Consider the following 26772-nt stretch of genomic DNA (forward strand, 5'->3'; position numbering starts at 1 on the left):
TATGAGAAGAATGAATTGTTTGTTAAGAATTGCATGTTTTATTTGTTCCTCCCTATGCTTGGGTAACAACCTGTCTGCTCAAACTTGGATCTGGTATCCGGGCGACTATGAGATATGGTTGTCCAATGAAATGCAGAATCGTCGTACAGAGCGCGGAACGTTTTTTCCCGTATTCTGGAAAATTGATAACCATTATCCTTTAGTGGATTTTCACAAGGTATTTGATGTGCCTGCAGATGAAGAAGTAGAAATCTATGTTGAAGGACAGTACAATGTAAAACTGGATGGAAAAGCTTTTGAAGGATATCCGCAGAAAATTTTTGTGCCGGCAGGACAACACAAGATTAATATTAAAGTCTTTAATCAAAAATCGGTACCGGCTATTTTTGTCCGAGGAAAAACGATTAAAAGCGATAGCTCTTGGTTACTGACATATGAAGATAAGGAGTGGATAGATGAAACAGGCAAAACATCGGATATATCTACCACTAAATGGGTAAATGCAGGATATTGGAATTTTAACACACCTGAACAATTGCCTTCTCAATTTAAATTACCGGTACGCCCTCAAGATGCCGTTAGTATGACAGCTGTCGGTGCTGGTACATTGGTGGATTTCGGCAAGGAGACATTTGGCTTTATCAAGTTGCATAAACTGAAAGGGAAAGGTAAAATTACAGTGTACTACGGAGAAAGCCGTGAAGAAGCTTTGGATACAACACACACGGAGACATTTGATAAGGTATATATAGATCAAAAGGAGGGGGATTTTGTATTCGAATTGTCCAAAGCTTTTCGATATGTTAATATCTTCACGGACCCGGATGTGCATTTTGAGAAAGTTTCCATGCTTTATGAATATGCCGATCTGGAAGATAAAGGATCTTTTAGATGCAATGATGAAGAAATTAATCAGATTTATGAGGTTGCTAAATATACATTTCACTTAAGCACGCGTGAGTTTTTTATAGATGGTATTAAAAGAGATAGATGGATTTGGAGTGGTGATGCGTACCAAAGCTACTTAATGAATTACTACCTCACCAATGATAATGAAACAGTAAAACGTACCATACTGGCATTACGTGGTAAAGATCCCATTACCAGTCATATTAATACTATAATGGATTATACACTCTATTGGTTCTTGAGTATCTATGATTACTATCTATATAGTGGAGATGTAAGCTTTGTGCGTAACAATTACGATCGGATGAAATCTTTGATGCATTTTGTATTGGGCAGAAGAAATAAAGATGGTTTGCTGGAAGGCTTGCCCGGCGACTGGGTTTTTATTGATTGGGCCGAAGGTTTGAGCAAGGAAGGTGCTGTGAGCTTTGAACAATTGTTATTTGCACGTAGTCTAGAAACGATGGCTTTAGTTGCCGATATAGTAGGACAGCAAGAAGATGCACAGCAATACGCTAAGCTTGCCGGAGATGTGCGTAAAAAGCTTTTTGATATTTATTGGAGCCAACAAAAAAAGGCATTTGTGCATAGCTTTGTCAAGGGGAGCCCTACTCATCATGTGACACGGTATGCAAATATGTTTGCAATCTTCTTTGATTATTTGTCTGATGAGCAGAAGTCCTTCGTTAAAGATTCTGTATTGTTGAATAAGCGTGTACCTCCGATTACCACTCCTTATATGAGATTTTATGAGTTGGAAGCGCTATGTGCTTTAGGCGAACAAAGCTATGTGACACAGGAAATGAAATCCTACTGGGGTGGGATGTTAAAGTTGGGAGCCACTTCATTCTGGGAAGAATATAATCCTCAAAAAAGCGGAGCAGATCATTACGCTATGTATGGCAGAAAGTATGGTAAAAGTCTGTGTCATGCATGGGGAGCGAGTCCTCTATATTTATTGGGAAAATATTATTTAGGTGTGAAGCCTACGTCGCCTGGGTATGCAACATATACCATCGAGCCTGCATTAGGCGGATTAAAGTGGATGGAGGGAAAAGTACCGACGCCTAATGGTAATATTGAGGTTTACTGCAGTACTACAAAGTTGCAAGTATTATCACCTGTAGGTATTGGTAAGTTGATATTGAAAAGTAAAATTCCTCCTAAGTGCAAGGATGGCATTTTTGTAAAAAGAGGGGATAATTTGTATGAGCTGAAAATAGAAAGTAACAAGCGGTATCAAATCACTTATCAAGCATTCTAAGTGTGCAAGGGATTGCTAAAAATAATAATAGGGTATGAAGAAATTTGTTCTTACTATATTAATAAGCATAGTGAGTATTTGGAATTTGAATGCTCAAGATGCATTAGTTAATACACACAGGAGCCCGTATGCAAAGCTTTGGGGGGCTGGTTGGAGTAATATAAAATTTACAGAAGGTTTTTGGCGTGATCGTTTTGAGATTTTAAATAAAGTAATGATTCCTTCAATATGGAATATATATACGAGCGATACAGTTTGTTACGCCTTTCAAAATTTTAAGATTGCTGCAGGGCTCGAAAAAGGCGCTTTTAGAGGACCGTCTTTTCATGATGGCGATTTTTACAAAACGCTAGAGGCGTTGGCAGCAGCTTATGCAGTAACTAAGAATGAGCAATTGGATAAGTGGATGGATGAAGCTATTGCTGTTATTGAAAAAGCTCAACGGCCCGATGGGTACATATATACTAAGAATATTATCGAACAGAAAACTTCGGGTGTAGTGAAGATGTTTGATGACAGGCTCAGTTTCGAAGCTTATAATTTCGGACATCTAATGACAGCCGCCTGTGTGCATTATAGAGCGACAGGAAAAAAATCTTTGCTAAACATTGCTGTTAAAGCTGCGGATTTTTTGATTGAGTTTTATGATAAGGCCACACCGGAGCAAGCTCGAAATGCTATCTGCCCTTCACATTATATGGGATTAGCTGAGCTATATCGTACTACTCAGTACTCAAAATATCTGAGTTTACTACAAAAGCTAATTGATATCAGAGGAACTACTGACGGCACGGATGATAATAGTGACCGTGCACCATTTAGAGAGATGCAGCGTATCGTAGGGCATGCTGTGCGAGCTAATTATCTGATGGCAGGTGTGGCAGATCTGTATGCGGAAAATGGCGATGAAACCTTGAAAACAACTTTAGACCGTCTTTGGAATAATATTGTCCATACTAAGATGTATGTAACGGGAGGTTGTGGGGCTTTGTACGATGGGGTGTCAGTTGATGGTATATCCTACAATCCAGACACGGTGCAGCGTGTGCATCAGGCCTATGGCCGCGACTATCAACTCCCTAATCTCACAGCACATAATGAGACCTGCGCTAATATAGGGAATGTATTATGGAACTATCGCATGTTTTTATTGTCGGGAGAAGAGCGATATATGAATATTGTTGAACTTGCTTTGTATAATAGTGTGTTGAGTGGTGTGAGCCTTGATGGCACAGGATATTTTTATACCAATCCTTTAGCACATAATAAAACTTTCCCGTATATTCTAAGATGGTCGGGAGGTCGTGTGCCATATATTCATATTTCTAATTGCTGTCCCCCAAATTTAGTACGCACATTAGCCGAAGTAGGCGAGTATATGTATAGTGTAAGCCGGGAGGGGTTTTATATTAATACTTATAGTAGTAATAATGCTGATATTACACTTGCTGATGGAAGTAAAGTTTCACTAAAACAACAGACTGATTATCCCTGGGATGGAAACGTAAATATCGTGTTTACAAAAACTCCTGATAAAAGTTTTAATGTTTATCTAAGAATTCCCAACTGGTGTGAAAATGCGCGTATTTATTGGGATGGTAAAGAAGAAGTAGTAAAAGGCGGGCAATATTTTGCATTGAATAAAAAATGGAAGCAGGGAGATAAAATCGCCCTTGAATTGGATATGCCGGTAACATTATTGGCATCGCATCCGCTCGTAGAGGAAACTCGTAATCAAGTAGCAGTGAAACGAGGCCCCATCGTGTATTGCATAGAATCAGCAGATGCCTCCGAGCACTCCGTATTTAATGTTATGATGCCTGTGGATGCCAATCTTAAACCTGTTCCCACTTATATTGCTAACACTCGCATTATGGCATTGGAGGCTCAATTGCCGGTATTGAAAGCTGATCATTGGGAAGGTAGATTGTATAATGAAGTGCCAAAAACAGTGGACACCGCACAGATTAAACTGATCCCATACTTTACATGGGCCAACAGAGGACTATCCGATATGTCCGTCTGGATGCCAATATTTAGATAGTGGAATTTTATAATTTGATAGTTGTAAATTGCTGCTTATGCTAAAAAGAATATCTTTAGCGCTGATTTAATGATTGCGGATGAATATTGGGTTTAAAATTTTGCTTGCTGTTTTAGTAGCACTGGGATTACGTGTAGCAAATGGCCAACAAAGTGGGGCGTCAATCGATGCAATATTTAGAGATCCCCCAGAGTCAGCTAAACCCTGGGTGCTTTGGTATTGGATGCACGGCGCCGTATCAAAAGGGGGTATAACCGCCGATCTCGAAGGGTTACGTAATAACGGTATTGGTGGTGTATATCTGGCTTGTATTTATGATACGGTATCCCGGATTCCGTATCCCCATCCTGCCCGTCAATTATCTCCTCAATGGTGGGAAATGATTAATCATGCCTTAAGAGAGTGCAAACGTCTAGGCATGAAGATGTCTCTGCACATGAGTGATGGATTTGCGTTGGCTGGTGGCCCTTGGATCAAACCCGAGCAATCCATGCAAAAACTGGTGTGGACAAAAACATATGTAAAAGCACCTTTACACGATCCTATCGTATTAGAACAACCTAAGGCTAACGAAAATTTTTATAAGGATGTCGCAGTATTTGCCTATCCAGCGAATTGTGCGCAGGCATTTAGTGATACGGTTCTGGTACCTACTGTTATCACCAGTACAGGAGAAAGAGCTTCTTACCTTGCTTTTCCGATAGATGACACCAAATCTTTTAAAAGTGATACTGCTTGTTGGATTCAATATAAATATCCTTCACCGTTTACGATACGATCGCTGAAAATACGTACTGGAGGTAATAATTATCAGGCCCTAAGGTTGACGGTATTGGCAGGTTATAATGGAATCGAGTTTGACACGATAATTAAATTACAACCGCCAAGGCACGGCTGGCAGGACAGCGATGAAGACTATACTTTTTCTATACCCGCTACAACGGCAATGTATTTTCGTTTTCTGTGGAGTAAGGATGGTTCGGAGCCGGGCGCTGAGGATTTGGATGCTGCTAAGTGGAAACCTTCACTGAAGGTAAAAGGTATCTATTTGAATGATGAGCCGGTAATTAATCAGATTGAAGCAAAGAATGGAAGTGTGTGGCGTGTGGCAACAAATACAGATGAGTTGTGCGTACGCAAAGAAGATGCCATACCTTTCGACAGGATTATCAATATTACAGACAAGATGGATGAAGACGGACAGCTGCATTGGACGCCACCATATGATGCGAACTGGATTATTACGCGAATAGGCCATACCTCTACAGGGCATACTAATGCAACGGGCGGCGCAGCAAAAGGTCTGGAATGTGATAAATTTGATGCGGAGGCCATTAAACTTCATTTTGATAATTGGTTTGGTAAAGTGTTTGAAATGACCGATCCCGGACTTGCCAGAGAAGTGCTTAAAATATTTTATATCGATAGCTGGGAGGCTGGGAGTCAGAATTGGAGTAAAAACTTTCTCTCCGAATTTAAAGCACGCAGAGGATACGATCTTTTACCTTATCTATTAGTGATGACGGGTACCCCAATAGAGGATGCCGCCACTTCCGAAAGGATACTACATGATGTGAGGGAAACAATTGCAGAATTAGTGAATGATATTTTTTATAAAACGCTTCGGAAACTGTCTGCTGAAAAAGATTGTGAGTTTATGGCCGAAAACGTGTCTCCTACCATGGTGAGCGACGGTTTACTACATTTTAAAACAGTGGATTATCCTACCGGGGAATTTTGGCTACATAGTCCTACACATGACAAGCCTAATGATATGTTGGATGCCATCAGTGCAGCGCATATTTATGGAAAGAATATAGTGCAGGCAGAGGCTTTTACTAATTTAAGAATGGCCTGGACGGAGCATCCCGGTAATATAAAGGTTGTTGGGGACCGCAATTTTGCTATGGGAATTAATAGAATGGTGTTGCATGTAATGACACATAATCCATGGCTGGATCGTAAGCCTGGTATGACACTCAGTAATATCGGTCTTTTTTATCAACGCGATCAGACTTGGTTTAAGCAAAGTAGGGCATGGATTGATTATATGACCAGGGTTTCCGCTATGCTTCAGTATGGGAAACCCGTTGCTGATATTGCTGTTTTTACAGGAGAGGAAGTGCCTCGAAGATCCATTTTGCCTGATCGATTAGTGAACACGCTGCCTGGAATATTTGGTAAGGAACGCTTGCTATCGGAGCAAAAACGTTTGGAAAATAAAGATCAGCCACTCCGTACCATTCCTGATGGGGTAAAGCATTCGGCTAATATGGCCGATCCGGAAGATTGGACAGATGCCCTGCGAGGGTATAAGTATGATTGTTTTAATCCTGATGCATTATTGGGCGCTAAAGTTAAAAATAAAAAAGTGGTATTTGAGTCTGGTGCTGAGTATGCTATTTTGGTTTTCCCCGAAAAATTGCTAATGAATCCTAATAGTCATCTAATGTCCTTGCATATTGCAATAAAATTGTTAGAATTGTCAAGGGCTGGTGCTATTATTCTTATTGATAAAGGACATAAGGAGCCTATAGGTTTTAAAGATAACAGCGAAGAGTTGCAAAAGATATGGAAAGCATTGTTGCGTAGTCGCAATATAATTGACATACCTTATATGGAAGAAACATTTGCAAGGATAGGAGTAGAGCGGGATTTGGATGCTACAGCCAATAAAGAAAAAATTGCTTGGACTCATAGGAAGACTAATAATGAACATATTTATTTTGTTTCCAATCAGGAGAGCAAACCTGTTCAATTTACATTATCCTTCAGAGTTAAGGGATATACTCCTGAGATTGCGGATCCTGTAACGGGTTCCATTACCCCGGTGTCCGATTGGAGGGTTGTAAATGGTAGAACCATTATTGTACTTCCCTTGGATACACATCAATCTGTATTCATTATATTTAGAAAGAAGACAAAAGTATTGTCTACAAAGAATCAGTTTTTGCAGACTAGTTCATTGCTTGATGATATATCAAGTAACTGGTCAGTGCAGTTTGATCAGCAGATGGGTGGACCTACAGAAGTTGTTGATTTTCCTGTATTGCAATTGTGGAATGAAAAAAATGATCCTCGTATAAAATATTATTCAGGATCTGCTATATATAAAAGACAATTCTCATTATCTGATGTGAATAAAGATAGCCCTATTTATCTTATTATTGATAGTGTTTTTAATATCGCATCCGTTTCTATTAATGGCAAATACTGTGGTACTTTATGGACAGCGCCATACCGATTGGATATCTCGGATGCTATCCGAAAGGGGATAAATAATATTGAGATCACAGTGACTAATACTTGGTTGAACCGTCTTTTATACGATATTAGCTTGCCTGAAAAAAAGCGTATCACTTGGACTTCAGCTAATTTAGAGTTATTGAAAGGAAAGTCTCTGCAGAAAGCAGGCATATCGGGACGGATTAGAATAGAGCAATAATTCCATATTTCCCAATCTATTCAATCGATTGCGCATATTTATTTTTGGTGACATTTCTAAGAGGTTCTTCATTATTTTTAAGTTTCCTGAATTGGATAATCTAAAAATTAGCCATGAAAAGAACCTGCTCTTTAATATTTATAGTAATTCTTTGCACAGTCCTCGCATCTTCTTTTGTGCATCATCACATTGCTCTAGTAGCTAGTAGACCTATAAAAGATTCTTCACTAATTATTCCTATAGGAGGAAATACATGGAGCAAACCTATTCAACCGCGTTCCAGAGTAATTTCGAATACCGGTATTGTTAATTGGACTGATGCTAGTACGCAATTCGATACTTATTTCAGGGTGAGCACTCCAGGGAAACTGCATCTAAAAATTAGTGCAAAAACTGAAGGTAGGAGTTCTTTGAGGGTTATTATTAATAATGTGCCGAGAGATATAACAGTAGATGGAAATGTTTTTCGTCTCTATTCGATAGGTACTTGGGAAATCAAGGATACTGGCTATGTTAAGATAACATTGAAAGGCCTTTCTAAAACAAGCAACATTTTTGCGGATGTGTCGCATTATGAAATAGGAGGGACTGTTATTACTTCACGAGTAAATTATGTTCTCAATAATGAGGGCAACTTTTTTTACTGGGGGAGAAGAGGACCTTCTGTGCACTTGTCCTATCCGTTTTATTCAGAAATAAAAGCAAAATGGTTTTATAATGAAATAACAGTACCAGAGGGTGAAGACAAACTGGGGTCTTATTTTATGGCGAATGGCTTTGGAGAAGGGTATTTTGGTATACAGGTTAATTCTCCAACAGAAAGACGTGTATTGTTTTCTGTCTGGAGTCCATACAATACCGATGATCCTAAAAGTATACCCGAAGATCAGCGTATTATTATGCTGAAGAAAGGGGAGGGTGTATATACAGGTGAATTTGGAAACGAAGGATCGGGGGGGCAGAGTTTCTGGCGCTATAATTGGAAAGCAGGAACTACTTATCGATTCTTACTGAAAGGAGAACCTGATGGCAATAATAATACTATTTACACTGCATATTTTTTTATACCCGAAACCAATAGCTGGAAACTGATTGCTTCTTTTAAGCGCCCTTATACTGATACCTATTTGAGGCGCTTGCATTCGTTTTTGGAAAACTTTATTCCAGAGCAGGGAGACCAGGAACGTCAGGTGTTGTTCGGTAATCAGTGGATTTGTGATGCTAATAATAAATGGCATGAGCTTAATGAGGCAGTTTTTACTTATGACAATACTGCAGCGAAAGGCTATCGCATGGATTATGCAGGAGGTGTATTGAAAAATCAGTTCTTTCTACGGAATTGTGGTTTTTTCAATCATTATACTCCCTATCAATCACGTTTTAAACGACCTATAAAGGGAAGCCCTCCTTCAATCAATTTTGATGAACTTCCATAGCTGTGTGGCGATTCTAGGTTAAGTTAAGCTGCTAATAAGTACTATGTTATTGTAATAATATTTTTATATCTTTTTCTCTTTCCTTAGGTAATACTATTAACGATGTGATTTTTCCGTTTTTAAGAGTCGCTTCCACAGTGGTCTGTTTAGGAGCGTGTAATTTGAAATGTACATCCCATTCTTTAGGCCATGCAGGAAAAAGATAAATTGTATCGTCAACGGTTTGGAGTAGCATTTCTTGCAGGCCAATCATACCACTACCTCCCCAATTGTGATCTGGTACCCAATCAAATCCAGGCCCCCAGAAAGCAGGGAAACGCCTTCCGCTATCTTTCAGTTTTAGAGTGGTTAGGCGTTGCGCTTCTTCTGTGAGACCCAAGCGCGCAGCAAATATATTATCCTGTTTCCATCCAATATGACTACGGAATTTCAATGCAAAACTGTCTAGATGATAAGTGTTGATAGCAGTATCTAACCCACTTCTTCCTATTCCGTAAAGCCCCCAAGGAAACACGGGATATAGTTGTGGTGATTCGGTATTATTTACCCTTGCCCAAAGCCGGGCCGGAGCAATCGTGGGTTTACCGTTATAACTCATAAAGGGAAGGGGAGGTATACGAGATAGAAATTTTTCGAAATATTGTTTTCCTTCACTTGTGAGATATTTTGTTCCTGTGGCTAATAATGCTGTTGTTACTGCTTTTAATGCAGCGATGGTGGCGCTAGCATTATAGGTTAGTTTAAACGTTTCTGCACCCGATCCAGGATAGAGAATTAAATAATTGTTTTCATCAAGTGGTTTGTTGCTCCTAAGCTTACCCCGATACTGGTAGTGCTCATCGAAAAATACCAATGCGTTTTTAATGAGCGCAATATAATCGCCAATATCATTTCCTGTATAGAAATGGGTTTGTAGTATCATCATGCAGAACTCGAGCACTGTATCCCATTCGTATTCCAACCAAGCATTGTATTCAATGCCGGGGTCGAAATCTGCGGGCCGTTTCCAGCCATATTCTGTAGGATTGGGTAAGCCGAAATTCTCTATTTGCTCATTAAAGTTGGCTCCTTTATGTCCCCAATAAATTTTTGTGCGCAGTATAGCCGTAGGCAAAATTCTATTATAGAAATCAAACTGGGGTTTCATCATGTCGATATCACCACTTTTCAGCATAGGCCAATATACCAGCCGCTGGTTTTGTGCTGTAAAAGTGCCGCCCCCCCAGTTGCGATGGTCCGGTGTGCCTTTTATAGTACTATCGGTAAAGACAGGATCTACCGTAAAAAGTCCCCCATTAAACTTTGTAGGGTAAGATCCATAGGCATTGCATCCCAGCATGTATCGGAATAGCTGATAGTTGCGACCTACTTGCCAACTTTCGGTGTTCGATTGAGATGTATCGATAACAATAAAACTTCTTTCCCAAAAATGATTCCACCACCGGATTGTTTGCTGATGATTACTTCGATAGCTTTTTGCAAGTCGATATACCGCATCCTTCCATTGTTTCAGCGTTTCCGTTTGTTCATTGTAGAGGAAAATTTCAATAGAATGATGCTTTTGTGGGGCTTTTGAAATGAGACTGTAGCTTTTGTAGGGTGTGTTTACATAAATGCCGCTATCTACGTAGCCTTGTATAAATTGAGGAGCTTTGATAAATCCCCCACTTGTAAGGTTTTTAAGAGGGTTAAATAATTGTGATTTGACAGAATCCAAACCTTGCTGTGTTACTGTTGCATCGAATACATCAGCACCACTATTACGATGGTAAAATACAATACCTTCGTTTTCGTAATGAATTTCATCTTTTTTCGTAACAACATCTACATGTTTGGCCCATTTCCAGGAATTTGCATTATTCTCTTTGCCTGTCTGTAAGCGATCAGTATACCGCCAATTTTCATACAATAGCTCCGCTTTTAACGGTTTACTGCTTTGGCTTTGTATATGTATGACCGGATGTTTAACATCTACCCATATTTTTAGCTGAAGTCGAATATTATTATCTGCAGCTTCAATCTTAATATATCCGTCTTTCAGTATCAGTTCTTGTTTAAAGCTGGCATTGTTGAATGGGTTGGGATGAAATCGAAGTCGTATTCTACCACTTTTCAGAAATGTATTATTTTCATCAAAACTTCCACTTTTCGAAAAATACATCAGTAAGTCATTATTCTCCACCCACACATTACAACCAATATCACCTCCGCCTACAGGCATAGATTCACTGGCATTATTGCTTTGAGAAGTCCAAACGATATTGTAGGAATCAGGTAGTACCTGACTATGAGCAAATGAGTGAAATAAAAGTGCTAAAGGCAATAAGCAAACTTTGCCCATATCCAAAAGATGAGGTAGGAATGAAATAAAGTTTGTAATTCTTTTTAAAATTTTCATCGTGCCCGAATATAAGGAATTAAACCTTTCTGTTATAGAGGAGTCATGCAATGTATAAGTATATTGTACTTTTTACTTTTTTAATAATAACCTATTTTTGATTAGATCTGAACCAGCATATTCAGAAAAGTTAGAAGGTTTGTCATGACGGAAGTAAAACAAGGATCACATAAAAATATCTGGTATGGAGTGGGACGTAAAAGAATTGAAATACCCAAACCGGTATTGCGATCTAATATTATAGTAAACCCATTGTTAAATAATCTGTATATCGCCAGTCTGGGGTTCTATCCCAAGGCTAAAGGACATTATACAAAACGTAAACATGGACTTCCTGAAAATTTTCTTTTCTATTGTGTAGATGGATATGGGTGGTACATGTTGGATGGGGAGAAGCATGAAGTGGGGCCGAACGAATTTTTTATACTTCCGCAGCATGTAGAGCACGCCTATGGTAGTACAGAGCATGACCCTTGGAGCATTTACTGGGTACATTTTGGTGGTAAATGTTTACCTGAGTTTAATAAAATGCATACGGTGAAGGAGCATTTCAAGCCTCGCCTTGTTAAAGACAATGGTGAAGCGCCCACTGTGTTTAATAAGATGTATAAGACGCTTGAATTGGGGTTTAGTTTGGATAATCTGTTTTTCGCTAATATCAGTTTACAGCATTTTTTATCCTTGTTTATTTATAATTCACGCCATCATCCTGCCACCCCCGATACTAAACCGGGCTGTGTGGAGAATGCTATTTTGTATATGCAGGAGCATATAACCGATATGTTAACACTTAAGCAAATTAGTGCTCATACCAATTACTCTGTTTCACGGTTCTCCAATCTTTTTAAACAACAAACCGGGTATGCTCCGATGGACTATTTCATGCAGATGAAAATTCAGCAGGCGTGCCAGCAGTTAGATTTTACGGATAAATCTATTAAGGAAATTGCTCTTAATTTGGGTTTTGATGACCCGTATTATTTCTCTAAGAGGTTCAAACAAATTACTGGAATGCCCCCAATAAAATATCGTGCTGCTAATAAGCATTAATTATTTAGACTATCGTTACTTCCACCCCCATACTTTCCAGCGTTTTAATGGTGTGTTCTGAGACGTTGGAGTCGGTTATAATTTGCTCAATATCGTCGATATTGCAGATTTTGCCAAATCCGCGTTTCCCGAATTTACTGGAGTCTACTAGGATAATTGTTTTTTGAGAAGTTTCGATCATTTTTCGGTTTAGTAGTGCTTCCGACATACTAGACGTGGTAAGTCCATAATTTAAATCAATACCATCAACCCCTAAAAACAGTTTACTGCAGGAAAAGTCGGTTAATATTGCTTCGGCGTACGTACCTGTAACAGAAGCGGAAGTTTTACGCATTAAACCTCCCAATTGTATTACTTCCACTCCCTGATGGTGAATGAGCTCCAGTGCTACATTTAGTGCCGAAGTGACAACAGTGAGATTCTCTTTAGCCACAATGTTTTTTGCAAAATACTGAACCGTGGTTCCGGAGGCAATCAGAATACAATCGTTGGGCTCGATGAGCTTGGCTGCATAAGCGCCAATTTTTTGTTTTTCTGCAGCCTGCAATGTTACTTTTTCTTCAACGTGTCGATCAGCAATATACGGATTGGTGAGTGTGGCTCCACCGTGAGTACGATACAGCAGTTTTTTATCTTCCAGAAACTGCAAATCTTTTCTTATTGTAACGGAAGACACATTAAGCAGGGCGCAGAGGTCTGTTACCTTTACACTTCCTTCCTTTTTGATCAGTTCTATAATTTGCTGATGCCGTTCTAGTAGGTTGCTCATTAGTTACTGAATATGGGTGTCAAAAATACTAAATGTAATGATTCTCTCATTTTAAATATGTTACTACTAGAAAATGATTGTAATGTGTTTGACTTTACTGCCTGCAAAAGGTTAAAAATAGGAGGTACTATTTTTAAATATTACTGCTCTCGGCAAAATGCAGCACTTTATTGTTTCAAAAGCCCTACTTCCCCTTACTTTTTAAAATAATAGTGTAGTGTTGCCCGTTGTTCATGAAAACGTTTGCGTAAATAAATCCGTCCTGTACTGTCTGGTGTTGCTAAAAAGTGGTTAAACTTGCGCAGATTGTTTGTCACTGACGACTAAAAAAACGCTATATGATAAAACTTTTCCAGTTCGTTTTTTTTCTTTTTATCTGCACGATATCGGCTTGGTCCCAGTCACGTGAAGTGAAAGGAACTGTTTTGGATGAAACAGGGGCTCCTTTAGCCGGGGTGACGGTAACCTTGTCTGGTACTAATACTGCCACAGTTTCTGATAATGCCGGCTCTTTTACCATTAATGTTCCGCGTACAGGAACACAACAGCTGGTATTTACTGCTACAGGATTTACCTCACAAACCATTACCGTAACATCTTCTGTAGTGAATGTAGTGATGGCGAGGCATATTGTCACAGGAGATGAAGTGGTAGTAATTGGTTATGGTACTTCTAAAAGAAGGGATCTAACCGGTGCAGTGGCTACTATGTCTGGTAGAGATTTAGCAAAAATTCCCGTTGCCAACCCGTCGGAAGCTTTGAGTGGTAGGTTGGCCGGAGTACAGGTAACCACTACCGAGGGGTCTCCTGATGCGGAAGTAAAAATTAGGGTACGTGGCGGCGGCTCAATTACCGGCGATAACAGCCCACTGCTGATTGTAGACGGCTTTCCTGTAAACTCTATATCGGATATTGCTCCTGGTGATATCGAATCTATCGACGTATTAAAGGATGCTTCTTCCACAGCCATATATGGTTCTCGGGGAGCTAATGGAGTTATCATCATTACTACCAAGAGTGGTAAAGCAGGAAAATTTAGACTGAATTACAACGGTTATGGTGGTTATCGCAAGCTAGCGAATAAACTCACAGTACTCGATCCGCTGGATTATGTAAAATGGCAATATGAACGCGCCTTGTTAGATAATAAGCTGGATGAAACTTTTACTCGTTATTTAGGCAACTGGCAAGATATTGACTTGTATGCAGAAGCGCAGCCCAACGATTGGTTGGAGCAGGTATTTGGACGTATAGGGCATACTATGAACCATAATCTTAGTATGAATGGAGGTAGCGATAAACTTCGTTATGCTGCGAGCTATACCCATATAAGCGACAAAGCTATCATGTTGTCATCAGGATTTACTCGAGATAACCTCACTCTTAAGCTCAATGCTAAACCACATGCTAAAGTAACCACCGACTTCTCGGTGAGGTATTCTAAAGCTACCATTGAGGGTGGTGGGATGAACGAGCAAAATGAAGTTTCTTCCGCCGATTCAAGATTGAAGTATGCCATGATTTATCCGCCTATACCTGTAGGAGGACTCACCGATGCGGAAGAAACCGATGATGCGTTCAATATGTATAATCCCATAGTGGCGGTATACGATAATGACCGAAGACAGCGGAGAGTCAATCTGAACCTAGGGCTTAGTGTGGGATGGCGTCCTTTTGAGAATGCTCAGCTTAAGACTGAAGTAGGTATGGATGAATATCACTATGATGATGATCGTTTTTACGGTCCTACTACCTATTATGTAAAAAATGTACCTTCTGCAGAGAATCAGGGGTTGCCCGCTATACAAATGCAGAAGATGCTAAAAAGAGCTATGCGTAATACCAATACTTTCAGTTATGATTTCAAAAAGCTTCTTACAGGCAATCATGATCTGAATGTTTTGGTAGGACAGGAGTTTATTAATGTGAGTCAGGAAATGCTAACAACAGTGGTTCATGGCTTCCCACGCACATTTACATTTTATGATGCTTTAAAATTGTCTGCCCAAGGTGCTGCGAACTCGGTAGATAATTATTTGTACCCTGATGATCGTCTTTTATCGTTCTTTGGAAGAGCTAATTATAGCTATAGAAGTAAATATTTATTGTCTGTAACGTTCCGTGCTGATGGTTCCTCCAAGTTCTCCGAGGGGAATCGTTGGGGATATTTCCCCTCTGTTGCTGGTGCGTGGCGTATTTCTTCAGAAGACATCTTTAGTGGGTTGCGCAATGTGTTTGACGATTTGAAGCTGCGCCTCAGCTATGGTACTGCTGGAAATAACAATATTCCTTCAGGGCAGATGGTGCAGACTTTTGATGTAAGTACCACTACATGGGTAAATGGTTATAACAGCTATTGGGCAGCTTCCAAAACTATGGCAAACCCCAATCTGAAATGGGAAACTACTATTACCCGGAACGTAGGATTGGACTTCACACTCAAAAATCAGGTATTAACCGGTACTATTGATGTATATCGCAACAGCACTAAAGACTTATTGATTTTATTCCCCGTATCTGGAACCGGTTATGATAACCAATATCGTAATATGGGCGAGACCCGTAACCAGGGATTGGAAATTACGTTGAATTGGAACGCTATCGATAAGAAAAACTTTGGATTAAGTTTTAGTGGTAATATAGGGTTTAACAGAAATAAGATTATTTCACTCGGCCTGATGGAAAACTTTGGTGCTGAGTCAGGCTGGGCTTCTACCGAAGTGGGTACCGATTATTGGGTAGCTGTAGGAGGTTCTGTAGGAAAAATGTACGGATATCGCCTAGAAGGTACCGGTAGGTATGAGGTTTCTGATTTTGAGGGTTACAATCCTAGTACAGGACGCTGGATTTTAAAAGAAGGCGTGCCAGATGCCAGTGCCATTGTAGGTACGATCAGACCGGGATCTTTAAAACTGCAGGATGTAAACGGGGATAATGTGGTGAATGTTTCGGATAAAACAATTATCGGAGATGCCAATCCTAAGCATACAGGGGGCTTTACTATCAATGCAAGAATTTTTGATTTTGACTTAAGTGCGATGTTTAACTGGAGCTATGGCAACAATATCTACAATGCTAACAAAGTAGAATACACTTCTACCAGCAAATACCATGGAAGAAACATGATTGATATCATGGCTGAAGGCAAACGTTGGACCAATTTGCGGCCAGACGGGACGCTTTCTAATGACCCCGAAGAGTTAGCGGCTATGAATGCTAATACTACCATGTGGTCTCCTTACATGAGTCGATACATATTTACTGATTGGGCTGTGGAAGATGGAAGCTTCCTAAGGTTGGGTACACTCACGCTGGGGTACAATTTACCACAGTCTATAGCCCGTAAGGCCGGTTTACAAAGTGCACGTATCTATGCTACCGGATATAATGTATTCTGTATTACCAATTATTCAGGTTTCGATCCTGAAGTATCTACGCGCAGAAGAACGGCGCTTACACCGGGTGTGGATTATTCAGCCTACCCCCGTAGCCGGATGATTATACTGGGTTTAAATCTCTCTTTCTAGCATAAAGTGAATAGGAAATGCATAGCTTGTTTAACCAAAAATGATTTAACAATGAGAACCTCACTATATAAAATATGTTTGCTGGTTTCGGTAGTAATAATAACCGGATCCTGTAAGAAGCTGCTGGATACGCCCACCAAATCCTCTTTGGACGAAGCAGTAATTTTTTCCACGCCTAGCCTGGCGGAAGGAGCTATTGCCGGAGTAATCCAGTCTTTCTGTGAAACCAATTCCTATCGAGGTCGCTATCTGGTATATTATGGGATCAATACAGATTGTGAAGTGTATAACTCCCTCAAGTCAATAAACGATGATAGGGCCTGGCTATCGAATTATAATACCAATGTAAATAACAGCCAGATGAATACCGATAATAATGCGTGGGCAAAGTTTTATGAAGGTATAGAAAGAGCAAATCTGGCTATCCGAGGTATTAGAACTTATGGTGACTATAAAAACAATCGGGATTTAGCACAGATTCTCGGCGAAATGCTTACGTTGCGAGCTGTTGTTTATAACGATCTTATAAAAGGTTGGGGCGATGTGCCGGCACGTTTTGAACCGGTTACTACCGAAACCACTTATCTCCCAAGGGCAGACAGAGATGTGATTTACAAACAACTGCTGGAAGATTTAAGGGAGGCCGCAGAACTAGTGGCATGGCCTAACGAAACTGCAGCTACTTCTACCACTGAAAGAGTGAATAAAGCGTTCGTCAAAGGTCTTCGTGCGAGAATCGCATTAGCCGCGGGCGGATATTCTCAACGTGCCAATAATGAAATCCGTAGAAGTAATGATCCGGATCTAGCTCCCGAAAAAATGTATCAGATAGCTAAGCAAGAGTGCTTGGATGTGATTAATAGCGGTACTTGTCGCTTGCTAGGCTTTGAAGAAGTATTCAGAACACTATGTGCGGAAACCGGACAGGCAGGGCTTGAGTCTTTATGGGAAATTCCGTTCAGCGAAGGCCGCGGTCGCGTGATCTTTGATTTAGGTTTAAGACACACTACTACTGATAAATATACAGGGCAAAACCGCGGGGGCACTAATGGTCCTAATCCCATTATGTATTATGAATATGATAAGGATGATGTACGTCGTGATGTAACTTGTGTGCCTTACGAGTGGACTAACGGTGTTCAGGTGCCCACCTCATTAGGAAGATGGCAATTTGGAAAATACAGATATGAATGGTTGCCAAGACGTGTTACATCTTCTAATGATGACGGTCTGAACTGGATGTATATGCGCTATGCTGACGTAATTCTGATGGCAGCAGAAGCCATTAACGAGCTTGATGGTCCTCAGGCTGCAGCCCCTTATTTGAGAATGATTCGTGAAAGAGCGTTCCCTAATAATCCTGAAAAAGTAAATGCTTATATGTCTGCTGTTACTGTAAGCAAAGAGGCTTTCTTTAATGCTATCGTTAAGGAGCGCGCACTGGAGTTTACAGGAGAGATGCTTCGTAAGGCGGACTTGATCAGATGGAACTTATTAAGTACTAAACTGAATGAAGCTAAAGTAAAACTGGAGCAGTTGGAAAATAGAACCGGGCCTTATGCCTCATTACCCAGAAATATTTATTACAAGACTGCCGACGATGGTGAAACTGTTATTATTTACGGTTTGAACTTCGGTGATACTGACGAAGAAGGCGCAGCCCTTAATTATGGCAATAGTAAAAGGTGGACTATGACTGCATCTGGAGATCAGGTGAATTATTGGGATGCCCTATTTGTTCGGGATCCTAATTTACAACAGTTCTGGCCTATCTGGCAAGTATTTATTGATAATAGTAACGGTAAACTGAACAATGATGGGTATAACTTCTAAATACCTCACCCAAAATCTTCTGTTATGAAATACGCGTGTAATTTTTGCTCCATAATATTGGCTGCGATGGTTGTGTGCAGCTATGGATGTACCAAAACTATCGAGAAAGAAAGAACTTCTCTTGAAACCTCAAGGTTGTTTTCTCCTACTAAGCTTACAGCCACCGTTGTAAATCGAACCTCTGTAAGATTGAGTTGGGGACAAGTAGGAAAAGCAGGTACCTATACTATTGAGATTTATGAAAGTAGCAGTGGTACCGACTTCTCCGGAGCTCCTTTTCGGGTTGTTGAGGGGGTTACGCTGGATCAAGTACCGTATACGGTGTCTGGTCTTGATGGAGAAACACGATATGTAGTACGTGTAAAAGCAGTAGGAGAAGGCGTTGAGGACTCAAAGTGGGTGAGCGCTACTTTTACAACAGATGCGGAGCAAATATTTTATCCGGTTGATCTAAATGAAATAGAACCTACTTCGGTAGTATTGAGATGGCCGGCCGGAGAAGCAGCTACTCAGATCGTTTTGATACCAGGAAATATTACTCATAGTGTTACAGCAGAAGAAGTAAGTGCCGGAGCCGCTACTATTACTGGATTGGTGGGAGAAACTACTTATACGGCACGATTGCTCAACGGAACTAAAACTAGAGGAACGATTACATTTACAACCCCTATTGATTTAGGCGGAGCAATACAAGTTACTCCCGATGACGACTTGACTAATATCTTGCAAAACGCTTCTGATGGAGATGTCTTTGCTCTTATGCCGGGAACATATGTGGCCCAAGATATCTTTATTTCAAAATCTATTTCCATTAAAGGTGCTAAGCCTGCTGAAAAGCCAGTGCTCAAAGGAGTTGTACTGCGTATTTCAAATGGTGCAGGTTTGCAATTAAAAGATCTGATTATAGACGGTACCGGTGCTCTCGATGGAAATCAGTTTCTTGTTTACAACGATGATATGAATACAGCCTATGGCGATTTGAAAGTAGAAGACTGTACCATATTCAATTATGTAAAAGGGGTAATGTATGTAAATAAGAAAGCCTGGATTCTTTCGGTGCTATATAGAAACAATATAATTTACAACATAGAGTGTAGTGGTGGTGATTTTATAGATTTTCGTAATGGACTGAGCTCCACATTTACATTCGTCAATAATACTGTGTATAACAGTGCGGCCGCACGGGATATTTTCCGAATGGATGCAGGAGGTTCTACCAATTTCCCGTCTGTTACTAGTGTTATCGATATTCAAAATAATACTTTCTACAATATTGCTAAGAGTAGCTCTAATCGGATGCTCTATATTCGTCTTGCATCTAATCAGATTACTTTTTCAAAGAACCTCATTGTTAATTCTGAAGGATACTATAGCAATCAGGCGGCAACCAATATCGTAGCTAGGAGTAACAATAACTATTATAATGCACCTAACTTTACAAATAGCTCGGTGGCTAATGCTAAAAATGACCCAGGTCCATACACTACTTTGAATCCAGGATTTGTAAATCCGGATGCAGGTGATTTCACGGTTACTAATCTGGATCTAAAAATTGCAGGGGTAGGAGATCCTCGCTGGTTACAATAGTTTTATGAATATTGCTTTAAATACCAATGTGACGCGGTCGTTTCTTTTATTGATATTAATTAGTTGCTCCTTTCTCGCTACCGGTCAGGATAAAGGTGATGCCAGACCGGTAGCTTTTCCCGGAGCAGAAGGATTTGGAAAATATGCTACCGGAGGAAGAGGCGGGAAGGTGCTTATAGTTACTAACTTAAATGATGATGGGGAAGGTAGCCTGCGTCATGCTTTAATGACGAAGGGGCCTCGTATTATTGTATTTGCGGTTTCTGGTACTATTCATTTAAAGTCCCGACTGAATATTCCGGGAAATGTTACCATTGCCGGACAGACGGCCCCGGGAGATGGTATTTGCATTGCGGATTACCCTGTGCATCTAACCGGAGATAATATTATTATTCGCTTCATTCGCTTGCGTATGGGCGATAGGTATCAGAACCAGGGACAGACGCCTGGCGCCGGTGCAGATGATGCATTAAGTGGTGTCGGCAGAAAGCATATCATAATTGATCACTGTAGCATGAGCTGGAGCACAGATGAAGTGTGCTCTATATATAGAGGTGATAGTACCACCATTCAATGGAGCATGATTTATGAGCCGCTGAATTATTCTTATCATTTTGAAGAAGGGGATACTGATTTTGAAGAGCATGGTTTTGGTGGTATTTGGGGAGGTAGCCATTTCAGTGCACATCATAATTTGTTTGCTCATTGTAACAGTCGTACTCCCCGATTTAACGGTGCCCGTTTGGGCGCAAAGGATGAGTTGGTTGACTTCAGATATAATGTAATCTATAACTGGGGAAAAAACTCCATTTATGGAGGAGAAGGAGGAAGATATAATATTGTCAGTAATTATTTTAAGTATGGACCTGATACAAAATCTTCTGTAAAATATCGTATTGTTAATCCTTCTACGCCGCAACAAAAGCATTTGTCTTTGGGTGCGTTTTATGTGAATGGGAATATTGTAGATGAGGCTCCTCAAGTTTCTAAGAATAATTGGCTAGGCATACACATGGATAAAGGCGCCAATCAAAATGATAAACGACGTGCGGTAGTGGGGCAGCCATTTCAGGTAGAACCTCTTCCACTAAAAACAGCTGCAGAAGCTTATACTTCGGTGCTTGAAAAAGCCGGAGCCTTTTTACCCAAAAGAGATACGCTTGATGAACGTATTATAAGAGATTTGAAAAATAGAACTGGCCGCATTATTGACGTACAAGGAGGTTACCCTCATGGAACGGATTACGAAACATCAAAATCGGCTTGGCCCGTACTGAAAAGTGCAGCAGTACCATTGGATACGGATAAAGACGGTATCCCCGATGACTGGGAGCTCAAAAATGGACTAAATCCGAATGATCCAGCAGATGCTTCAATGAATACATTGCATAAATATTATACCAATATTGAAGTTTATATCAATAGTTTGGTTCCCCAATACTAATGTGTATAAATTACAAATCTGCGTTTAATTATATTTTCTAGTAGTATAAATTACTCGCCATTACACTAAAACATATTTTTCCCAATATTTCAGAATAATCTTAATATTGTTAAGCTCGAAATGCCGAGATAAGCACGGCTGATATTTTTATTACTGATTACTGAAAACAATGAGGTTTTATTACTTTGTCCTTGCATTATGTTGCAACATCATTATCATCTCATGTGCCTCAAAAACGCAGGTTAGTAAAGGTGTAGTATCGCTTAAGGTTATGAGCTATAATATACATCATTGCAATCCGCCGTCAAAACAAGGTGTGATAGATGTTGATGCTATAGCCAACGCAATTAAACAAGAAGATCCTGATATTGTGGCAGTGCAAGAAGTAGATGTGAATACGGGCCGTAGTGGAAGAATCAATCAGGCAGCATTACTTGCCTCCAAGACTAATTTAAAGGCTTTTCATTTTGCAAAAGCAATAGATCATGGCGGTGGTGACTACGGGGTACTTATTTTATCAAGATATCCATTGTCTGACATCCATACTTATAAGTTGCCTATGGAAGCTAACTCTCAGGGAGAGCCACGTGTGCTGGCGATGGCTACTGTACATCTTCCGGGAGGTAAAAAAATGAAATTTGGTTCGACACATTTGGATGCTATGCGAAATCCTGCTAACCGACTACTACAAATCAAAACAATCAATGCCATTGCCGATACGATTGCAGTACCTATGATTGTGGCGGGAGATTTTAATGCCGAAGAAGGATCAGAAGTAATCAAATTGTTAGATAATCAATTCACGAGAACTTGTTCTCCTTGCCAACCTACCATTCCGGCAGTAAATCCTAAGAAGGCAATTGATTTTATTGCTTATAAACCCCAATCCGCATTTTCAGTAATTCTGCATAAGGTAGTGAATGAAACTTATGCGTCGGATCATTTGCCGGTAACTGCGGTAATGAAGCTGCATTTTTAAATAAGTAGTATTGTTTATAAATAAATAGGTTTTTGATATTATTACTTATATTTATATAGTGGATATTTATAATTAATTGCGAGCGACTCCCATTTTTTAATCTAATGCCTATACCTATGCCTCAAAAGCTTTTTAACGAACGTATTAAACAGATTCTCCTGCTGGCTATTATTTTGGTAATGATGATAACTGTGGTGAGGGAGCTGACTGCATTTTTGCCGGGGTTGTTAGGTGCCATTACATTGTATATTGTGAGCCGTAAACAGTATTTTAAGTTTATATATCAAAGGAAATGGAAGAAAGGGCTTACTAGCTTACTATTTATAATTTTTTATTTGATTGTTTTGGGCATTCCCATTACCATAGCAGTAACTTTAATAAGTCCTAAAGTGAATGCTATACTTGCCGATCCTTCGGCTATTGTTAATTCTGCAAAGCATACTATTAGCGTCATACAACAACGAACCGGATTTAACATTGTTTCTGAAAATACCTTATCAAGTGCTGTTAATACGGTTACTTCATTTTTGCCCAAATTATTGAATAGTACACTCAACTTAGTTTCTAATTTGGCAATAATGCTTTTTGTGCTGTATTATATGCTTTATCATGGGAGCGATATAGAGCGCTATCTTTCTAAAGCTGTACCATTGAAGCGCCGAAATATTAAGATATTATCGGACGAAACTAAAAAGGTGGTTATTGCTAATGCACTAGGAATTCCGTTGATTTCAATTATTCAGGGTATAGTAGCAACTATAGGTTATGCTATTTTTGGTGTAAAGGACTGGGGACTGTACGGTTTTCTTACAGGGGTGTGTGCCTTCTTTCCTGTTGTGGGTACTATGATTGTTTGGGTGCCTGTGGTGATATATATGTATGCGACGGGCGACACACTAAATGCAACACTTTTGTTACTGTATCATCTGGTTGTAACTGGAAATGTAGACTATGTGGCGCGTATTACGTTATTGAAAAGGATAGGTAATACACATCCGGTGGTTACTATTATTGGTGTATTGGTAGGGTTGAGTCTTTTTGGCTTTGTGGGTCTGGTATTTGGTCCATTGTTGTTGAGCTACATCATGGTATTGTATGATATATATATGAATGAGTTTGTAAATACCGATGATGACGATTATGTGCCTGCAGTCGAACCTGTATCTTCTAATGTAGTATCCGACAAATCTGATTCCGGAAATATTACAGGCGCTTAATATTTTTCTTTCAGAAGCTTCGCAACTTTTTTATCGATGGGCAGCGTCATAACATCCTCATTAAAGTAATACCAGTCAATAAATCGAAAGTTTTCCGATACTTCGTCGGGGTATACTGCGGAACCATTATTTACCGGAATATCTAAAGTTTCTAGAGGCTTTATGAGGTAGTAAACAGAAATAATCTGATGTTCGGGATTGAAAGCTGATTGCTGAAAGAAGTCGGTAGTGTACAGATGATCTACTACTTCTACATCAATACCAATTTCTTCCTTACATTCTCTAATAATGCAATCTATTGTCCCTTCTCCTAATTCCAGTCCACCTCCGGGAAACTTGGTGATTTCTTGGTTGTTATAATATATCCGTTCATCACTCACCAATATCTGCTTTTTGTCATTTACAAGCACACCATACACACGTAGGTTGATAGCTTTTATCATGCTTTGTATCCTTTATCCTTTCCGTTTATATATCTATTGTACCTTCAAATACTTTTTCAGCAGGACCTTTAAGCCAGATGTCACTGAAAGTGCCATCTTCGTTTTTGGTATAATTAACCCGTAGTTTTCCCCCCAGAACTTCGAGGTCAATACTGTTTTTCCCCGGTTCCTCTTTCGAAAAGGCTAGAGCTACTGCGGCGGCTCCAGTACCACATGCATAAGTTTCATCTTCCACGCCTCGTTCGTATGTTCTTACACGCAAACTATGATTGTTGATAGGTTCCACAAAATTTACGTTAATACCTTCTTTCTTGAAAGTATCGCTGTATCTGATTTTTCTCCCTTCTTCAAATACATTCATCTCTTTAAGGTTGGTTACCTGCTTCACATAATGGGGCGAACCTGTATTGAGGATAACGTGATCTTCGAATTGTTGTATGGTGCTTACATTCGACATTTTTAGCGAAACAATTCCTTTTTGTATAGTAGCAATATGTTCCCCATCTACTGCCCAAAATTTATATTCACTGCGTCTAATGCCCATATCATAAGCAAACTTTACAATACATCGTCCTCCATTGCCGCACATAGTACCTAATCGTCCGTCAGCATTATAATATACCATTTCAAAATCATAACCTTCTTTATTATTGAGCAGCATAAATCCGTCTCCACCTACGCCAAATCTTCTGTCACAAATTTTATGAATGGTCTCTTGCGATAACTCGTGATATTTCCCTTCGCGGTTATCCACAATCACAAAATCATTTCCGGTACCTTGATATTTATAAAAATGCATGTTGATGGAATGTTTTTTAAATTGTTGTTGAGAATAAATATGCTTTAGTATGTTTTACAGTGTGGTATGAAATATGAATCAGAAATTCTTGACAAATATCTCTAAAAACTTTTTTATTAACCGTTCAACGGCAGCTTTACCGTCTTTTGTAAATTCTTTTTTGATACGATTGGCAACGATCGCATTTAAAGCTAAGCAATGGTGTCCCAATAGTTTTCCGAGACCGTAAATAGCAGAAGTTTCCATTTCAAAATTGGTAATACGATGGGGACCAAATCTGAAGTCGGTCAAGCGATCAATTAAATGAGGATTGCTAATGCCTAAACGCAATACACGTCCCTGAGGGCCATAAAACCCCGGACAGGTCACGGTAATGCCTTGATGAAATCCGTCTGTAAAATGTTTAAGCAGAGAAGGGGAGGCTCCGGTGATGTAGGGATCGCTTTTTAATTGGGTATGCGTAACGAATGCTTGTGTTAACTCTACTTCTTCATTATCCTTGTCCTTGTTATAAAAACTAAGTAGGTTGTCGAGACCGAGGCCATGAGTAGATGCTACAAATTCATTCACTCCTATATCTTCTTGTAAAGAACCCGATGTGCCTACGCGTATGATGTTAATACTGGATAATTGTTCTTTAATCTGGCGGGTTTCGAAATCGATATTCACCAATGCATCCAGTTCGTTTATTACAATATCTATATTATCGGGTCCAATGCCGGATGAAAGCACGGTGAGTCTTTTGCCTCCGATAGTTCCGGTATGTGTAACAAACTCTCGATGCTGTTGTTTTACTTCTATTGTATCAAAATATTTGCTAAATTCCTTTACTCGATCAGGGTCGCCCACAGTTACAACAGTATCTGCAATTTCTTCCGGACGTAAATCGAGATGATACACTGCGCCTCTACTATTCAGTATAAGCTCACTTTCTGCAATCCTGCTCATATTTTTCTATTTATAGTATGATATTTTATCAAAAATACCCTATTTTTGCAAGCCTTCAAAACGGTCTCGTGGCCGAGTGGCTAGGCAGAGCTCTGCAAAAGCTCCTACAGCGGTTCGAATCCGCTCGAGACCTCCGATTTCAAAATTTTTAAGTCCGCTCTTGAAGCGGATTTTTTCATTTTACTTCTTCAATAGTAATATTTCCTGAGGAATCTTAACGTGTTTTATTCTCATTTTATTTTGTTGGGGCGGAGTTTTTTGTAGACATTTTTTTCAGTCAAGCATTGTTGGATATATCAAATAAAAACCCGCCTAAAGGCGGGTTGATGTGCGTACTATTATAGAAGAATGTTGATTGCTAATAATGCCATCTCACAAAAGCTTCCATGGCTGCATAACGGGTGAGTCCTAAGTCGGCATACAACTTTGCAGTAGCTGCATTACGCTCTTCTGCTCGCTGCCAGAACTCCCTGTCATCACTACCCTGGAACGGTACACTATCCTTTTGAGACTGATGAATAAAGATGCCAAAACGTTTCTTGCGTACCTGTGTAGGGCTCATTGGTATGGCCATCTCTATGTCCTCGATATTCCACTCCTGCCAAGCTCCCTTGTATAACCACAACCAGCAGTCTTTAATCCATTCGTCTCCCGCTGCCTTGATGCGTTGCAGCGCTTGT

Annotated in this window: 16 protein-coding genes, 1 tRNA gene and 1 pseudogene; 12 read left to right on the forward strand and 6 right to left on the reverse strand. The window is 39.8% G+C overall.

The annotated features are described in order from the left end of the window. Position 1: 1 nt before the first annotated feature. The 4 genes from V2H41_RS11270 (at position 2) to V2H41_RS11285 (ending at position 9098) form a co-directional block, all read left to right on the forward strand. Positions 2-2173 carry an alpha-L-rhamnosidase-related protein gene (locus tag V2H41_RS11270; protein ID WP_330975259.1) on the forward strand — a complete coding sequence of 724 codons (2172 nt, stop codon included), beginning with the start codon at positions 2-4 and terminating at the stop codon, positions 2171-2173. Between the two features lie 34 nt (positions 2174-2207). Beyond that, positions 2208-4217, forward strand: a complete 2010-nt coding sequence (locus V2H41_RS11275) for an aceric acid hydrolase (protein WP_330975260.1) — start codon at positions 2208-2210, stop codon at positions 4215-4217. Between the two features lie 79 nt (positions 4218-4296). Then, positions 4297-7662 carry a glycosyl hydrolase gene (locus tag V2H41_RS11280; RefSeq protein ID WP_330975261.1) on the forward strand — a complete coding sequence of 1122 codons (3366 nt, stop codon included), beginning with the start codon at positions 4297-4299 and terminating at the stop codon, positions 7660-7662. A gap of 113 nt (positions 7663-7775) precedes the next feature. Continuing rightward, a complete protein-coding gene (locus tag V2H41_RS11285; RefSeq protein WP_330975262.1) occupies positions 7776-9098 on the forward strand; it encodes a DUF3472 domain-containing protein in 1323 nt (440 codons plus the stop codon). 46 nt (positions 9099-9144) lie between these two features. On the opposite strand, the gene V2H41_RS11290 is transcribed toward V2H41_RS11285, so the two are convergent. Further along, a complete protein-coding gene (locus V2H41_RS11290; RefSeq protein ID WP_330975263.1) occupies positions 9145-11496 on the reverse strand; it encodes a DUF5703 domain-containing protein in 2352 nt (783 codons plus the stop codon). 144 nt (positions 11497-11640) lie between these two features. On the opposite strand from V2H41_RS11290, the gene V2H41_RS11295 reads away from it, so the two are divergent. Then, positions 11641-12546 (forward strand): AraC family transcriptional regulator, encoded by a 906-nt coding sequence (locus tag V2H41_RS11295; RefSeq protein ID WP_330975264.1) that lies wholly within the window; start codon positions 11641-11643, stop codon positions 12544-12546. A 4-nt stretch (positions 12547-12550) separates the two neighbouring features. Here the strand turns inward: V2H41_RS11295 and agaR are convergent, their stop codons facing one another. Next, on the reverse strand, positions 12551-13315 hold the full coding sequence (agaR, locus tag V2H41_RS11300) for a transcriptional repressor AgaR (protein ID WP_330975265.1): 765 nt from the start codon (positions 13313-13315) through the stop codon (positions 12551-12553). Between the two features lie 338 nt (positions 13316-13653). On the opposite strand from agaR, the gene V2H41_RS11305 reads away from it, so the two are divergent. The 6 genes from V2H41_RS11305 (at position 13654) to V2H41_RS11330 (ending at position 23902) form a co-directional block, all read left to right on the forward strand. Then, positions 13654-16842: a SusC/RagA family TonB-linked outer membrane protein gene (locus V2H41_RS11305; RefSeq protein ID WP_330975266.1), complete on the forward strand. Its 3189-nt coding sequence runs from the start codon at positions 13654-13656 to the stop codon at positions 16840-16842. A 51-nt stretch (positions 16843-16893) separates the two neighbouring features. Further along, positions 16894-18675, forward strand: a complete 1782-nt coding sequence (locus tag V2H41_RS11310; RefSeq protein WP_330975267.1) for a RagB/SusD family nutrient uptake outer membrane protein — start codon at positions 16894-16896, stop codon at positions 18673-18675. A 24-nt stretch (positions 18676-18699) separates the two neighbouring features. After that, on the forward strand, positions 18700-20262 hold the full coding sequence (locus tag V2H41_RS11315; RefSeq protein WP_330975268.1) for a DUF4957 domain-containing protein: 1563 nt from the start codon (positions 18700-18702) through the stop codon (positions 20260-20262). Positions 20263-20266: 4 nt separating this feature from the next. Next, positions 20267-21706 (forward strand): pectate lyase, encoded by a 1440-nt coding sequence (locus tag V2H41_RS11320; protein ID WP_330975269.1) that lies wholly within the window; start codon positions 20267-20269, stop codon positions 21704-21706. Positions 21707-21977: 271 nt separating this feature from the next. Further along, positions 21978-22685 (forward strand): endonuclease/exonuclease/phosphatase family protein, encoded by a 708-nt coding sequence (locus V2H41_RS11325; protein ID WP_330975270.1) that lies wholly within the window; start codon positions 21978-21980, stop codon positions 22683-22685. A 116-nt stretch (positions 22686-22801) separates the two neighbouring features. After that, positions 22802-23902: an AI-2E family transporter gene (locus V2H41_RS11330; protein WP_330975271.1), complete on the forward strand. Its 1101-nt coding sequence runs from the start codon at positions 22802-22804 to the stop codon at positions 23900-23902. Here the strand turns inward: V2H41_RS11330 and V2H41_RS11335 are convergent. The 3 genes from V2H41_RS11335 to V2H41_RS11345 all read right to left on the reverse strand — a co-directional run bounded on the left by V2H41_RS11335 (position 23899) and on the right by V2H41_RS11345 (position 26092). Further along, the gene (locus V2H41_RS11335) at positions 23899-24345 is read right to left on the reverse strand and encodes an NUDIX hydrolase (protein WP_330975272.1); all 447 of its coding nucleotides are present in this window, start codon (positions 24343-24345) and stop codon (positions 23899-23901) included. The genes V2H41_RS11330 and V2H41_RS11335 overlap by 4 nt on opposite strands. Positions 24346-24370: 25 nt before the next feature. Then, a complete protein-coding gene (dapF, locus tag V2H41_RS11340; protein ID WP_330975273.1) occupies positions 24371-25144 on the reverse strand; it encodes a diaminopimelate epimerase in 774 nt (257 codons plus the stop codon). Positions 25145-25222: 78 nt separating this feature from the next. Further along, positions 25223-26092, reverse strand: a complete 870-nt coding sequence (locus V2H41_RS11345; protein ID WP_330975274.1) for a nucleoside phosphorylase — start codon at positions 26090-26092, stop codon at positions 25223-25225. 62 nt (positions 26093-26154) lie between these two features. On the opposite strand from V2H41_RS11345, the gene V2H41_RS11350 reads away from it, so the two are divergent. Beyond that, positions 26155-26225: transfer RNA gene (locus V2H41_RS11350), tRNA-Cys, on the forward strand. 225 nt (positions 26226-26450) lie between these two features. Here V2H41_RS11350 and V2H41_RS11355 read toward each other — a convergent pair. Further along, positions 26451-26772, reverse strand: a pseudogene (locus V2H41_RS11355) (glucosamine-6-phosphate deaminase); the annotation flags it as partial.

The organism is Niabella digestorum, from assembly GCF_036409055.1.
Taxonomy (GTDB): domain Bacteria; phylum Bacteroidota; class Bacteroidia; order Chitinophagales; family Chitinophagaceae; genus Niabella; species Niabella composti.

Coding starts and splice junctions, on each gene's coding strand:
- V2H41_RS11320 (WP_330975269.1), top strand. CDS start 20,267: ATGAATATTGCTTTAAATACCAATGTGACGCGGTCGTTTCTTTTATTG.
- dapF (WP_330975273.1), bottom strand. CDS start 25,144: ATGCATTTTTATAAATATCAAGGTACCGGAAATGATTTTGTGATTGTG.
- V2H41_RS11295 (WP_330975264.1), top strand. CDS start 11,641: ATGACGGAAGTAAAACAAGGATCACATAAAAATATCTGGTATGGAGTG.
- V2H41_RS11325 (WP_330975270.1), top strand. CDS start 21,978: ATGAGCTATAATATACATCATTGCAATCCGCCGTCAAAACAAGGTGTG.
- agaR (WP_330975265.1), bottom strand. CDS start 13,315: ATGAGCAACCTACTAGAACGGCATCAGCAAATTATAGAACTGATCAAA.
- V2H41_RS11275 (WP_330975260.1), top strand. CDS start 2,208: ATGAAGAAATTTGTTCTTACTATATTAATAAGCATAGTGAGTATTTGG.
- V2H41_RS11330 (WP_330975271.1), top strand. CDS start 22,802: ATGCCTCAAAAGCTTTTTAACGAACGTATTAAACAGATTCTCCTGCTG.
- V2H41_RS11315 (WP_330975268.1), top strand. CDS start 18,700: ATGAAATACGCGTGTAATTTTTGCTCCATAATATTGGCTGCGATGGTT.
- V2H41_RS11310 (WP_330975267.1), top strand. CDS start 16,894: ATGAGAACCTCACTATATAAAATATGTTTGCTGGTTTCGGTAGTAATA.
- V2H41_RS11270 (WP_330975259.1), top strand. CDS start 2: ATGAGAAGAATGAATTGTTTGTTAAGAATTGCATGTTTTATTTGTTCC.
- V2H41_RS11285 (WP_330975262.1), top strand. CDS start 7,776: ATGAAAAGAACCTGCTCTTTAATATTTATAGTAATTCTTTGCACAGTC.
- V2H41_RS11290 (WP_330975263.1), bottom strand. CDS start 11,496: ATGAAAATTTTAAAAAGAATTACAAACTTTATTTCATTCCTACCTCAT.
- V2H41_RS11305 (WP_330975266.1), top strand. CDS start 13,654: ATGATAAAACTTTTCCAGTTCGTTTTTTTTCTTTTTATCTGCACGATA.
- V2H41_RS11280 (WP_330975261.1), top strand. CDS start 4,297: ATGAATATTGGGTTTAAAATTTTGCTTGCTGTTTTAGTAGCACTGGGA.
- V2H41_RS11345 (WP_330975274.1), bottom strand. CDS start 26,092: ATGAGCAGGATTGCAGAAAGTGAGCTTATACTGAATAGTAGAGGCGCA.
- V2H41_RS11335 (WP_330975272.1), bottom strand. CDS start 24,345: ATGATAAAAGCTATCAACCTACGTGTGTATGGTGTGCTTGTAAATGAC.